The 12,205-nt window shown below is 73.1% G+C and carries 12 protein-coding genes; 5 read left to right on the forward strand and 7 right to left on the reverse strand.

Annotated features, from left to right (window positions below):
* Window positions 1-9: 9 nt before the first annotated feature.
* A complete protein-coding gene (locus AC3IYI_RS10440) occupies window positions 10-2,094 on the reverse strand; it encodes a YhgE/Pip family protein (RefSeq protein ID WP_489409912.1) in 2,085 nt (694 codons plus the stop codon).
* Window positions 2,066-3,061: an ATP-binding cassette domain-containing protein gene (locus AC3IYI_RS10445; protein WP_489409913.1), complete on the reverse strand. Its 996-nt coding sequence runs from the start codon at window positions 3,059-3,061 to the stop codon at window positions 2,066-2,068. The genes AC3IYI_RS10440 and AC3IYI_RS10445 overlap by 29 nt, the downstream gene beginning before the upstream one ends.
* A 234-nt stretch (window positions 3,062-3,295) precedes the next feature.
* Here AC3IYI_RS10445 and AC3IYI_RS10450 point away from each other — a divergent pair, with 234 nt between their 5' ends.
* The 5 genes from AC3IYI_RS10450 to AC3IYI_RS10470 all read left to right on the forward strand — a co-directional run bounded on the left by AC3IYI_RS10450 (window position 3,296) and on the right by AC3IYI_RS10470 (window position 7,454).
* Entirely contained in the window at window positions 3,296-3,793 is a 498-nt protein-coding gene (locus AC3IYI_RS10450) for an SAV_6107 family HEPN domain-containing protein (RefSeq protein WP_489409914.1), read from the forward strand.
* A gap of 70 nt (window positions 3,794-3,863) precedes the next feature.
* Window positions 3,864-4,622 carry a class I SAM-dependent methyltransferase gene (locus AC3IYI_RS10455; RefSeq protein ID WP_243330119.1) on the forward strand — a complete coding sequence of 253 codons (759 nt, stop codon included), beginning with the start codon at window positions 3,864-3,866 and terminating at the stop codon, window positions 4,620-4,622.
* A 283-nt stretch (window positions 4,623-4,905) separates the two neighbouring features.
* Entirely contained in the window at window positions 4,906-5,307 is a 402-nt protein-coding gene (locus AC3IYI_RS10460; protein WP_489409915.1) for a DUF3040 domain-containing protein, read from the forward strand.
* A gap of 118 nt (window positions 5,308-5,425) precedes the next feature.
* On the forward strand, window positions 5,426-6,040 hold the full coding sequence (locus AC3IYI_RS10465; RefSeq protein WP_489409916.1) for a DUF4126 domain-containing protein: 615 nt from the start codon (window positions 5,426-5,428) through the stop codon (window positions 6,038-6,040).
* Between the two features lie 10 nt (window positions 6,041-6,050).
* Complete coding sequence (locus tag AC3IYI_RS10470) at window positions 6,051-7,454, forward strand: phytoene desaturase family protein (protein WP_489409917.1); 1,404 nt, start codon at window positions 6,051-6,053, stop codon at window positions 7,452-7,454.
* Between the two features lie 13 nt (window positions 7,455-7,467).
* Here the strand turns inward: AC3IYI_RS10470 and AC3IYI_RS10475 are convergent, their stop codons facing one another.
* The 5 genes from AC3IYI_RS10475 to AC3IYI_RS10495 all read right to left on the reverse strand — a co-directional run bounded on the left by AC3IYI_RS10475 (window position 7,468) and on the right by AC3IYI_RS10495 (window position 12,124).
* Window positions 7,468-8,376 carry a hypothetical protein gene (locus tag AC3IYI_RS10475; RefSeq protein WP_489409918.1) on the reverse strand — a complete coding sequence of 303 codons (909 nt, stop codon included), beginning with the start codon at window positions 8,374-8,376 and terminating at the stop codon, window positions 7,468-7,470.
* 50 nt (window positions 8,377-8,426) lie between these two features.
* Window positions 8,427-9,341 (reverse strand): methylenetetrahydrofolate reductase [NAD(P)H], encoded by a 915-nt coding sequence (metF, locus tag AC3IYI_RS10480; protein WP_489409919.1) that lies wholly within the window; start codon window positions 9,339-9,341, stop codon window positions 8,427-8,429.
* Between the two features lie 112 nt (window positions 9,342-9,453).
* Entirely contained in the window at window positions 9,454-10,104 is a 651-nt protein-coding gene (gene thiE / locus AC3IYI_RS10485) for a thiamine phosphate synthase (protein WP_489409920.1), read from the reverse strand.
* A gap of 88 nt (window positions 10,105-10,192) precedes the next feature.
* Window positions 10,193-10,558 carry an Rv2175c family DNA-binding protein gene (locus AC3IYI_RS10490; protein ID WP_327252328.1) on the reverse strand — a complete coding sequence of 122 codons (366 nt, stop codon included), beginning with the start codon at window positions 10,556-10,558 and terminating at the stop codon, window positions 10,193-10,195.
* A gap of 318 nt (window positions 10,559-10,876) precedes the next feature.
* The gene (locus tag AC3IYI_RS10495; protein WP_489409921.1) at window positions 10,877-12,124 is read right to left on the reverse strand and encodes an NAD(P)/FAD-dependent oxidoreductase; all 1,248 of its coding nucleotides are present in this window, start codon (window positions 12,122-12,124) and stop codon (window positions 10,877-10,879) included.
* Between the last annotated feature and the right edge of the window lie 81 nt (window positions 12,125-12,205).

The raw sequence follows: 12,205 nt of genomic DNA on the forward strand, positions 1-12,205 counted from the left end.
CCCTTCGGGCTACAGGCTCAGTTCCGGGCGCAGCCGGTCCATCGTCCACACCTGCTTGCCGCGGGCGGCCAGGGCGGTGAGGGCGAGGGCGCCGGCCGTGAAGGCGGTGAGGACCGCGCAGCCCTGCCAGACCGGGGCGAGGTCGCCGCCGGTGATGAGCCGGCGCAGGCTCTCGACCACGTACGACATCGGCAGGTAGGGGTGGATGGCGTTGAAGAAGCCGGGGCTGGTCTGGACGGGATAGGTGCCGCCCGCCGAGGTCAGCTGGAGCATCAGGACGGCCAGGACCAGGATCCGCCCGGCCGCGCCGAACTTGGCGTTCAGCCACTGGACGATCGCGGCGAAGCAGCCGGTCACCAGCATCAGGAAGGCGACGGTCAGCGCGGGCCGGGCCATCTCCAGGCCGAGTCCCCAGTGCAGTACGGACATCAGTGCGCCCACCTGCGCGGCGCCGATCCCGGCCACGGGCAGCCAGCCCGCGAGGGCGATCCGCCAGGGCGAGGCCCCGGCGGCGAGCGCCCGCCGGTTCAGGGGTGCGATCAGCATGTAGGCGACCATCGCGCCGACCCAGAGGGAGAGCGGGATGAAGTACGGGGCGAAGCCGGTGCCGTAGTTGGGCGCCTTGTGCAGGGACTGGTTGGCCAGCCGTACCGGGTCGGCCATGACCTCGGTCCGGGCGTCGCGCTGCTGCTGGTCGTAGGCCGGGATCTTGGCCGCGCCGTCGTGCAGGCCTCCGGCGAGTTCGCCGTTGCCGTCGACGAGCTTGACCAGACCGCCGTCGAGGTCGTGCGCGCCGGCGCCGAGCTTGCCGACGCCCGTGCCGAGTTCGCCGGAGCCCTTGGTGGCGGAACCGATGCCGGTGTGCAGTCGGGCCATGCCGTCGGAGACCTTGTGGGCGCCGTCGTTGAGGGCGTTCACCTGGGTGACCGCGGCTTCGAGGTCCGCGGAGAGGCCGGGGGCCTTCGTGACGAGGAGGCGGGCTTCGCGCTCCAGGTCTGCGAGCTGCCTGTGGAGGGTGCCGAGGTCGCCGTTCGCGTCCTTGATCAGGGTGTTGACGTCACCGGCGAGTTCGGCTGCTTCGGCGGCGTCCTCCTTGAGCCTCTTCAGCTGCGGGCAGGTGTCGGGGAGCGGCTTGGCACCGGTGGTGCAGGTCTTCGTGTAGACGTCGGCGGCGCCGGTGGAGACGCGCTGGGTGACGGTGGCGGCGGCCGGGGCCGCCTTGGCGAAGGCTTCGAGGTGCTTGTTGACGACCCGTGCGGTGTCGGCGACGAGTTCGGCGCTGTCCGCGAGACTCTTGGGGTCCTTGAGGAAGGGGCGGGCCTTTTCGGCGACGCCGCCGACCTTGTCGGCGAGCTTCTGGGTGCCGGCCGCGACGTCCTTCGTACCCGTTTCCAGCTGTCCGGCCGCCACGTTCAGCTTCTTCAGTCCGCCGGTGAGCTCGCCGTTCTTCTCCTTCGCCGTGTCCAGGCCGTCGGCGAGGTCCTTGGCGCCCTTCTGCGCCTTGTCCGCGCCGTCCGTGAGCTTGTCGGCTCCGTCGGCGGCCTCGGCGGTCTTGCCGTGGAGGTCGGAGAAGTTCACGAAGATCTTGTCGAGGAAGCCGCGGGAGGCGTTGGTGGACGCCGCCGAGCGGACCTCGGAGAAGACGGTGCGCGAGATCGAGCCGACGATGTAGTTGTTCGCGTCGTTGGTTTTGACCTGGAGGGCTCCGGTGGCGGGGTCCTCACCGGAGCTGGAGGCGATCTTCGCGCTGAAGTCGGCGGGCATGGTGAGGGAGAGGTAGTACGTGCCGTTCTCCAGCCCCTCGGCCGCCTCTTCGGCGCTCACCTCGCGCCAGTCGAAGGTCTTGCTGTCGTGCAGCTTGCGGGTGATCTCGCCGCCGGCGTCGATCTGCTTTCCGTCGACGGTGGCGCCGCGGTCGGAGTTGACGAGGGCGACCGGCACCTTGTCGAGGCGGCTGTAGGGGTCCCAGAAGGACCAGAGGTACAGGGCTCCGTAGAGCAGCGGCAGCAGGAGCAGCGCGACGAGGGCGGCCCGGGGCAGCTTCCCCCGCCCGAACCGCTTCAGCTCAAGCGCGGCCAGCTTCGGCGAGCGCATCGTCGTCCCCCTTCGTGTCGTGCGGGTCGTGGGCGGCGGCCGTGATGCCGGCGTCGGCGGTGCCGTCGCTGTCAGCGGTGGCGTCGGTGCCGTCGGAGTCGTCAGAGTCGGCGGCGTCGGCGTCGGTGCCGTCTGTTCCGTCTGTGCCGTCGGAGTCGTCGGAGTCGTGCGGGGCGGTGGCCTGGACGCCCCAGGTGACCTTGGAGTCCGTGGGGCGGGGCACCTTGGCGGATCCCGCGACCGGTGCCGCGGCCGGGTCGGCGGTGGCGGCCGCCGGCCCGGTGCGCAGGACCGTCGCGTCGGACGGGGCCTCGCTGCACACTGCGAGGACGGTGGTCCCGCGGGCGGCGAGTGAGCGCAGCAGGTCCCAGGCCTCGGCGCGCTCGGCGTCCGAGAGCTTGAGGTCCAGGTCGTCCAGGGCCAGCAGGCGCGGCGAGCCGAGCAGTGCGATGGCCACCGACAGCCGTACGGATTCCAGCCGTTCCAGGTCCCGTACGGAGGTGCGCGGCCCCTTCGGCAGCGCGGCGACGTCCAGTCCGGCGGCGTCCAGCGCAGCGTCGATCCGGGCCGCGGTGGAGGCGCGGCGCTCCTCGCGCGGACGGAGCAGGGCACGGACGGGTCCGTCGTAGCGCCGCTGGAGGAGTGCTCCCTCGCGCAGTTGCTCGGCGACGGTCAGGGCCTGGTCGAGGTCGTTGACCCCGGGCACCGGGCCGAGGGCGGCGATGCGGCGGACCGCGGCCATCTTCTTCGGCAGCCGGTGGCGGCCGATCTCGGCGTGGCCCTCGGTGGGCTTCATCCGGCCGGTGAGGGCGAGGAGCAGGCAGGTCCTGCCGCTCCCGGAGGGGCCTTCGACCGCGATGAGCGAGCCGGGCGCCGCGTCGATCCCGACGCCCCGGAACACCCAGCCGCGCGGGCCCTTGACTCCGAAGTCCTCGGCTTTGACGGCCGCGCCGTGCGGGCTGTCCACGCCCTCCCCCTTCTTTTGAACTGACCAGTCAGTTCAAAAACTAGCATCCCCGGCCGCATCCGCTGCACAGAGGGCGGCAGTTGCCCGGCCGCGAGCCCGGGCTCGGGCACGAAACCGCAGGTCAGCGCGATTGTCAGTGGGGGCCGTCACGATGGGGACACGCAAGAACAGCTCAACTCGTAGGAGCAGCTACACCAGGCAGCGCGAAGCGCACGCAACGACAGGAGGTTCGTCATGGCCACACCGTCCCCGTCCCCTGTCCACCCCGTCCCCCGGAAGTCGGCCGCACCACCGGCCGCCCTCGACCTGCTCGCCAAGGCCCACGAGGGCCTGGCCGAAGCCGCCCGGCTGACCCGGCCCCACGAGCGGTACGCCACCGCCCATCTCGCGGCGCTGCGCGCCGCCGCGGCCGTGCTCGCCGCGCGCGGGCGGCCCGAGCCGGTGCACCCGCGGCGCAGGCCGCGGATCCGCAGCGCGTGGGAGGTGCTCCCGGAGATAGCGCCCGAACTGACCGAGTGGAGCGCGCTCTTCGCCTCCGGAGCGGCCCGCCGGGCGCGGGCGGAGGCGGGCATAGCGGCCGCGGCCACCGGCCGGGACGCGGACGATCTGGTGCGTGCCGTCGCGATGTTCCTGCGCCTGGTGGAGCGGATGCTCGCGCTCCGCCCGCCGGCGCCGGCCGGCCCGGCCCAGGGCCTGCCGCTGCCGCGTACGGAGCATCCGGACGTGGGATGACCTGCCCGGCAGCCAGAGGCAATAGGGTGGGCAGCGACCGCTCAACCAACGTGCCGAGGAGCCATCAGCCGTGTCGGACACTTCCCGCCCCCGCGCCTCCCTCCGCACCGCCGTGGTGTGGGAGGTCCTCAAGGAGGCGCTCGACCGCCGGGTGAAGGCGACCGGGCGGGACGTGCTGGACGTGCTCGACACGGGTGGCGGTACCGGCAAGTTCGCCGTGCCGGTGGCCCACCTCGGCCACCGGGTCACCGTGGTCGACCCGAGCCCCAACGCGCTGTTCGGTCTGGAGCGCCGGGTCGCCGAAGCCGGCGTGGCCGATCTGGTCCGCGGGGTGCAGGGCGACGCCCAGGGCCTGCTCGATGTCGTCGAGCGGGAGTCCTACGACGTGGTGATCTGCCACGGCGTGCTGGAGTACGTGGACGACCCGGCCGAGGGCGTGGCCAACGCGGTGGCCGCCCTGCGCCCCGGCGGCATCCTCAGCCTGCTCGGCGCCGGACTCGGCGGGGCCGTCCTGGCCCGCGCCCTGGCCGGGCACTTCACGGAGGCCCGTACGGCCCTGGCCGACCCGGCCGGACGCTGGGGTGCGGGCGATCCGGTACCGCGCCGCTTCACCGCCGAGCAGCTCTCGGCCCTGGTCTCCGAGGCCGGTCTTGCCGTGGGCGCGGTGCACGGCGTCCGGATCTTCGCCGACCTCGTCCCGGGCGTTCTGGTCGACACCGAGCCGGGCGCCGTCGAGGCCCTGCTGCGCCTGGAAGAGGCCGCCGCCGAGCTCCCCGCGTTCCACGCGGTCGCCACGCAGCTGCACGTCCTCGGCGAGAAGCCCGCCTGATCTGCGGAGCAGAGGGGAACGCGGTGCGCCACTCACCCTCCGAACCGGCGTCGTGACCCGTATGATCGGGGTCAGCGCCCGGCATGCCGAGCGGACCTCTGGGGAATAACGCCCTCAGTGGGCCGTTCAAGACGGCGCTGAGCATTCCCCAAGCGGTACTTTTTACGGGCAGTGTTTTTAGAACGTGGCGTAGAGGGCGGGTATCACGGGGGCGATTCCCCGCCTATCCTGAAGGGGACCCCTGGTCGCTACCCCCCGCGACCGACGGATGAGGAGGACTCCCGTGCCGCTCTCGGAGCACGAGCAGCGAATGCTCGAGCAGATGGAGCGAGCGCTGTACGCCGAAGATCCCAAATTCGCTACAGCGCTTGAGGGAAGCGGACTGCGCACGTACACCCGGCGACGGGTTTACCAGGCAGTCGCAGGCATTGTGGTGGGTATCGCGCTCCTCATGACCGGTGTGATCGTGCCGAACGTACTGTGGATCAGCGTGGTGGGATTCCTCGTCATGCTGGGCTGTACGGTGCTCGTGGTCACCGGTTGGCGCAAGGCACCCAAGCCTGGTGAGCAACCCGCCTCCGACAGTGCAGGCGGTTCGCCCCGAGGGCAGAACCGGCAGCGTCGGTCGATGATGACCCGTATCGAGGAACGGTGGCAGCGCCGCCGTGACGAACAGGGGCAGTAGCCCCACCGACAGACTCGGGTGAAGGGACGGCCGCCGGAAGGCGGCCGTCCCTTCGCTGTTCCCCGGAAGGATTCTGAGGGGCCGCGCCGGATCACGGCTTCTGGGACCTGATGACCAGATGAGTGTGCTCCCCTTGGTCTTCACCAGCGGCTGGGCCAGTGGGATCAACGCATACGCCGTGGTCCTGCTGCTCGGCATCTTCGGCAGGACCGGCCTGACCGACGAGGTCCCCGCGTCCCTGCAACGCACCGACGTGCTGATCGTGGCGGCAGTGCTCTTCCTCTGCGAGGCGGTCGCCGACAAGATCCCGTACGTCGACTCCCTCTGGGACACCGTCCACACCGTGATCCGCCCGGTGTCCGGAGCGGTGGTCGGCGCACTGCTGGCCGGGCAGAGCGGCTCGCTCTCCGACATCACGGCCGGCGCGGTCGGCGGCTCCACCGCCCTGGCCAGCCATTTCGTCAAGGCCGGCACCCGCATGGCGATCAACACCTCGCCCGAGCCGTTCAGCAACGTCGCCATGAGCACCGCCGAGGACCTCGGTGTGGGCGGGATCGTCACCTTCGCGATGTTCAATCCGGAGGCCGCCGCGATCATCTGCGCCGCTCTGCTGATCATCGGCCTCGCCCTGCTGATCTACCTCTGGGCCCGGATCCGCCGCTTCCGGCGCCGCCGGGCCCAGCGCCGCGAGGAGAAGAGGCTCGCCGCCGAGCTCGCCCGCGTCGCTCGATAGGCTCAGCGGCATGGCACGCATTGCGGTGATCGGCGCCGGCATGGGCGCGATGGCGACGGCGGCACGGCTGGCCGTGGCCGGACATCAAGTGACGGTGTACGAGCGCGGGACGACCTACGGCGGAGCCGTCGGCCGGTACGCCCGCGACGGCTTCGTCTTCGACACCGGCCCCGGGCTGGTGCACCTGCCCGCCGTCTACCGCGATCTGTTCGTCAAGACCGGCAAGCGTCCGCTGGAGGAGTGCGCGGAGCTGGTCCAGATCGACCCCGCCGTCCGCTACCTCCTCCCGGACGGCCGTACGCTCACCTTCCCCGGCGGCTCGCACGGCGGCGCCGCCGCAGCCGTCGACGCGGCCTTCGGACCCGGCTCCGGGGACCGCTGGAGCGCGGTCCTGGGCCGTGCCCGCGACGCCTGGGACGCCACCCGCCGGCCGCTCCTGGAGGAGCCGCTGCACCCGGACCGCTCCGCGCTGGGCCGCGATCCGTACCCCGCGCTGCGCGGGAGCGGCCTGCTGCGCCGCCGCCCGCCCACGCTGGCCGAGGTCGCCGCCCGCGAGCTCGGCGGCGGCGGCTTCGACGAACTGCTCACCTCCCGCGTACGGGCGTACGGGGTCGATCCGGCGACCGCGCCCGCCTCGGCGGCGGTGCTGCCCTACATGGAGCAGACCTTCGGCAGTTGGTACGTGCGCGGCGGGGTCCGGGAGCTGGCCACCGCCGTGTACGAACGGTGCCTGGAGCGGAAGGTCGTCTTCGAGTTCGGCGCCGAGGTGCGCGAGGTGCTCCTGCGCGAGGGCCGCGCGGCCGGGCTGGTGACGGCTGACGGCACCGAGGTCGCGGCCGACCACGTGGTCTGCGCGGCCGACCCCGGCCGGCTGCGGATCCCGCTCGCCCCGGACTCCGCGTCCGCCCGCACGGTGGAACCCGCCCGCTGGTACACCCTGTTCGCCGCGCTGCGCGGGGCCCGTGACGCCGACGCCGCGCACCGCACGCTGCTGGGCCCGGTGACCGTGCTGCGCCCCGACGACCCGGCCACCCGGCCGGACGCCGAGCACGAGGCGGTCACCGTGCACGCCGTGCTGGCCGAGGCGGGCGCGCCCGCTCCGTCCGCCGAGGAACTGCTGACGGCGGCCGCGCGGGCCGTTCCCGGGCTGCGGGAGCGGCTGCTGTGGCACGAGCTGCGCACCCCGGCCGACGTCGAGGCGGCGACGGGTTCGGTGGAGGGCCGGGTGCCCGCGCCCGCGCTGGCCGGGGCCGGGGGCCGGCTGCTGCGCCCGGCGAACGTCACCGCCGTGCCCGGGCTGTACCTGGCCGGCGGCTGGGCGCACCCGGGCGGCGGGCTGGCCCACGCCGGGATGACGGGGGCCCTGGTGGCCGGGCTGATCGTGGAGGGCGCGGACTTCCGCGGTTCGCGGTAGGCCGGATCAGGCCTCAGTAGCGGTACTGCTCGTACTCGCCCGTGCCCTGGTACGGATACGGGTACGGCTGCTGCTGCAGCTCCTCCGCCGGGTAGGGCTGGCTCACGTCGCGCTGCTGCGGGACCCAGACCCCGCCGGGCGGGGTGTCCATGGAGTACTGCTCCTGCTGCCCGGTCGCGTACGGGTCGGGGGCGTAGGGGTCCGGGGCGTAGCCGCCGTACGGGGGCGCGTAGCCGTACGGCTGCTGCGGGGCGACGGCTCCGCCGGTGCCGATGTACGGGTCCGAGTAGGCGGCGTAGACCTGCTGCTCGCCCGGGACCGGATAGCCGGTGGTGTAGTCGTAGCCGCCCTGGGTCTGCGGGTCGTAGTACGCCGCGTACTGGTGGGCGTCCTGCTCGGCCTGGACGAACGGGGAGGCGAAGGCGGCGGTCTCGCCGGGAACCCCGTACGAAGCGGCCGCGTCGGCGGCCGGCTGCGCGGGGTAGTACTCCTGGACCTGTTCGCGGACGGGCCCCGGGGTGAACGCACCGGGTTCCTCGTCGGAGTCCTCGTCCTCGGCCGGGTCGGACCCGTACTCCAGGGCCGTCACCTCGAGGGCCGGTTCCGGGCGCGGTGCGCCCCCGGCCCGGCGGCGCCGGCTCTGCGGGAGCTCGGGCTCGGGGGCCTTGCCGCGGCGCAGCGCCCAGCCGGACACGAAGCCCTTGCGGAAGGAGAGGGTCACCAGCGTCTGGCCCAGCGCGAACGCGACGGCGCCGGTCCCTATGACGAGCACCGACGGCAGCACGACGCCGGCGACCACGCCGGCGAACCCGGCGAAGGCGAGCAGGCGCCAGCGCAGCCGGGCCTTGTACTGCATCAGGACCTCGGCAAGCAGCCACAGCGCGACGAAACCGAACGCGATGTAGAGGACCGTCATTCCCATGCGGGGCCCCTCTCGGTACGGCCGCCCGCGCGGGGAACGGGGCCGGCCGGTCAGGCCCGCTGGTGCAGGCCCAAGTTCTCGTAGATCTCCAGCGTCGCCGTGGAATTGTTCAGCGTGATGAAGTGCAGCCCCGGGACACCCTCGGACAGCAGCCGCGCGCAGAACTCCGTGGCGAACTCGATGCCAATGGAGCGTACAGCGGCCGCGTCGTCCTTGACCGCGAGCATGCGCTCTTTCACGGCCGCGGGGAAGATTGCGTTGCTGAGTTGCGGGAGCCGGTCGAGCTGCTTGATGTTCACAACAGGCATAACCTCGGGGATGATCGGGGTGTCGCAGCCCGCCCTCTCGACGCTGTCGCGCATCCGGAGATAGTGCTCCGGATCGAAGAACATCTGGGTGATCGCGTAGTCGGCGCCCGCGCGGCACTTGTCCACGAAGTGCCGGATGTCCGTGTCCCACTCCGTGGAGCGCGGGTGCATCTCGGGGAAGGCCGCGACGCCGACGCAGAAGTCGCCGGACTCCTTGACCAGCCGGACCAGGTCGGCCGCGTAGTGCACGCCCTCGGGGTGCGGCACCCACTCGCCCATGGGGTTGCCCGGCGGGTCTCCGCGCACGACGAGCATGTTGCGGATGCCCGCGTCGGCGAACTGCCCGATGACGTTGCGCAGCTCGGCGATCGAGTGGTCGACGGCGGTGAGGTGCGCGACCGGGGTCAGCGTGGTGTCCGCGGCGATCTGCTCGGTGGCCCGGACGGTGCCGCCGCGGGTGGAGCCGCCGGCCCCGTAGGTGACGGAGACGAAACTCGGGGCCACCGCCTCGACCCGGCGCAGCGCGTTCCAGAGGTTGCGCTCGCCCTTCTCCGTCTTGGGGGCCCAGAACTCGAAGGAGTACGAGCGCCCGGACGCGATGAGGTCGCGGACCGTGTGTGCACGGTCCGACCAGGTGGAAGAGGTACCAAGGGCCATACGGGGAGGTTAGACGCGGTCCGGTGTCCCTCGAAGCGTTGTCCACGGACTGGACGCGGAAATGAGACGCCGGGGCGCCGTGGTGCGGGCGGCCGGGGCCGCCCGGGACCTGCTAGCCGAGCCGGGCGCGGACCCGCTTGGCGAGGTCGGAGGCGGCGGCGCCGGGGTCGGAGGCCTCGGTGAGGGCCCGTACGACCACGACGCGGGAGGCGCCCGCGTCCAGCACTTCGTCCAGGTTCCCCGCGTCGATCCCGCCGATGGCGAACCACGGCCGGTCCTGGGCGAGGGAGGCCGCGTGGCGGACGAGGCCGAGTCCGGGGGCGAACCGGCCGGGCTTGGTGGGGGTGGGCCAGCAGGGGCCGGTGCAGAAGTAGTCCACGCCGGGCTCGGCGGCGGCGGCGTCGACCTCCGCCTCGGAGTGGCAGGAGCGTCCGATGAGGACCTCCCGGCCCAGGATGGCGCGGGCGGCGGGTACCGGGATGTCGCCCTGCCCGAGGTGCAGCACGTCCGAGCCGATGGCGTGCGCGACGTCGGCCCGGTCGTTGACGGCGAGCAGCTTGCCGTGGCGGCGGGCCGCTTCGGCGAAGACCTGGAGGTGCTCCAGCTCCTCGCCCGCCTCCATGCCCTTGTCGCGGAGCTGGACGATGTCCACCCCGCCGGCGAGGACGGCGTCCAGGAACTCGGGGAGGTCGCCCTGCCGCTTGCGGGCGTCCGTGCACAGGTAGAGCCGGGCATCGGACAGCTGGGCGGCGATGGCGGACATGGGTACCCCCGGGTGGTGTGTCGTACGTACGTACGCGGTGTGCGGGCCCCGGCCGGGGCCCGCACACCGCGCTTGAGACGGAATCAGGTCAGAGGGCGAGCGCCTGAGCGCGGCGCTTCACCTCCGTGCCGCGATTCTCGCTCAGTGCCTGCACGGGGGTGCCGGGCAGGGTCTCGTCGGCGGTGAAGAGCCACTCCAGGATCTCCGCGTCGGTGAAGCGGTCGTCGCGGAGGACGGTCAGCAGGCCGACCAGGCCCTTGACGATCTTGTCTCCGTCGATGAAGGCCGCGGGGACCTGGAGGGAGCGGTTCTCGCCGCGGCGCACTGCGAGCAGCTGCCCCTCCTTGACCAGCTGGCGAACCTTGGTCACTTCGATGTCGAGCATCTCCGCGATGTCGGGGAGGTACAGCCAGGCGGGAACAAGGGCATCGATCTTTGCGTCAATCTCGGTCACGAGCACAAGCCTGCCATCTCGGACTGACTGCCGGTACCCGAGCGACCCCGTCCGGGGCGCGGGGGCCCAGTTTCCGGGGCCGAAGACGGGGCCGGGCGGGAGGCCAGAGCGGGCCGGGCGCAGCCCCCGGACGGGTCCGGGCGCAGCCCGGGGAACCCTGAGCGGGGTTGGGGCGGGGCGGGTGCGGGCGCAGCCCGCACGGAGTCCGGGGCACAGCCCCGGGGCGGGTCCGGGCGCAGCCCGGGGAACGGGCGAAGGGGGGGTAGGGGACTTCGCCCGCCTGGGCCGGGCCCCGCCCCGGCCTCCGCCCCCGGCGGGTCAGCCGAGGAGCGTCGACTTCAGCGCGATCGCCGGGTCGGCGACCTTCGCCGGGTCCACGAGGGCGCCCGTTTCGATGAGGCGGCGCCCTTGGGCCAGGTCACGCGGGCGGCCCACCGCGAGGACCGCGGCCAGCCGGCCCTCCCGCAGCCAGCACACCGACCAGGTGTCGGCCTCCGGGTCGCCGCGCCACAGCGGGGCGTCCGCGCCGGCGTGGTGGCCCGCGTACTGCACGAAGCGGCCGAACTGCTCCGACCAGAAGTACGGGACCGGGTCGTAGACCTGCTCACCGGAGCCCCCGGCCAGGATGTCCGCCGCCACCACCCGGGGCCCCTGGAGCGCGTTGTCCCAGTGGTGCACCAGCAGCCGGGCCCCGTAGCGCCCCGACGGGAAGGAGGCGCAGTCCCCCACGGCGTACACCCCGGGCACCGAGGTACGCAGCCACTCGTCGGCGGTGACCGCGCCGTCCGGGCCGAGCTCCACGCCGGACCCGGCCAGCCATCCGGTGGCCGGGCGGGCGCCGATGCCCACCACCACCGCCTCGGCCGGCAGCTCCCGCCCGTCGGCCAGCAGGACCCGGCCCGGCTCCACTGAAGCGACCCGTACGCCCGTCAGCAGCTCGGCGCCCTCCTGGGCGTACCAGCGTCCCATCGGCTCGGCGACCTCGGCCGGCAGCGCGCCCGCCAGCACCCGGTCGGCCGCCTCGACAACGGTCACCGCGCAGCCCGCCTCGCGGGCGGCGGTGGCGAATTCGGCGCCGATCCACCCGGCGCCGACCACCACCACCGCCGAGCCGGCCGCCAGTACGGGCCGCAGCCGGGCCGCGTCGTCCAGGGTGCGCAGCAGGTGCACCCCGGGGACGCCCTCCGCGCCGGGCAGGGTCAGCGGGAGGGCTCCGGTGGCCAGCACGAGGAACTCGTACGGGACCGGGCCCGCCTCGGTGTCCACCTCCCGGTCGGCGGCCCGCAGCCCGGTGACCTCGACCCCCAGCCGGAGCTCGATGCCGAGCTCCTCGAAATCGACGTCGAAGGCCGAATCCTCGGCCTTGCCGAGGAGCACCGCCTTGGACAGCGGGGGCCGGTCGTAGGGCTGGTGGGGTTCGGCTCCCAGCAGGGTGACGGGGCCGGTCCAGCCCTGTTCCCGGAGGGCGACCGCGGTCTGGACCCCGGCCATCCCGGCGCCGACGATCACCACGCCGCGCCGAGTGATCTCCGCCTGCTGCGTCTGCTGTTGCGTCTGCTCGCTCACGCGGCACACCCTAATCAACTGACGATCCGCCAGGAATAGCGGGCGGGGACCTACCGGGGAGCGAACGGGGAGCGCGCGAGG

Source organism: Streptomyces sp. GL_148, assembly GCF_057834205.1.

What these genes read in the sequence shown, in the direction of transcription:
- AC3IYI_RS10440 (WP_489409912.1), bottom strand. Translation starts at nt 2,094, where the DNA reads ATGCGCTCGCCGAAGCTGGCCGCGCTTGAGCTGAAGCGGTTCGGGCGG.
- AC3IYI_RS10450 (WP_489409914.1), top strand. Translation starts at nt 3,296, where the DNA reads ATGGCCACACCGTCCCCGTCCCCTGTCCACCCCGTCCCCCGGAAGTCG.
- AC3IYI_RS10465 (WP_489409916.1), top strand. Translation starts at nt 5,426, where the DNA reads ATGAGTGTGCTCCCCTTGGTCTTCACCAGCGGCTGGGCCAGTGGGATC.
- AC3IYI_RS10470 (WP_489409917.1), top strand. Translation starts at nt 6,051, where the DNA reads ATGGCACGCATTGCGGTGATCGGCGCCGGCATGGGCGCGATGGCGACG.
- AC3IYI_RS10475 (WP_489409918.1), bottom strand. Translation starts at nt 8,376, where the DNA reads ATGGGAATGACGGTCCTCTACATCGCGTTCGGTTTCGTCGCGCTGTGG.
- metF (WP_489409919.1), bottom strand. Translation starts at nt 9,341, where the DNA reads ATGGCCCTTGGTACCTCTTCCACCTGGTCGGACCGTGCACACACGGTC.
- thiE (WP_489409920.1), bottom strand. Translation starts at nt 10,104, where the DNA reads ATGTCCGCCATCGCCGCCCAGCTGTCCGATGCCCGGCTCTACCTGTGC.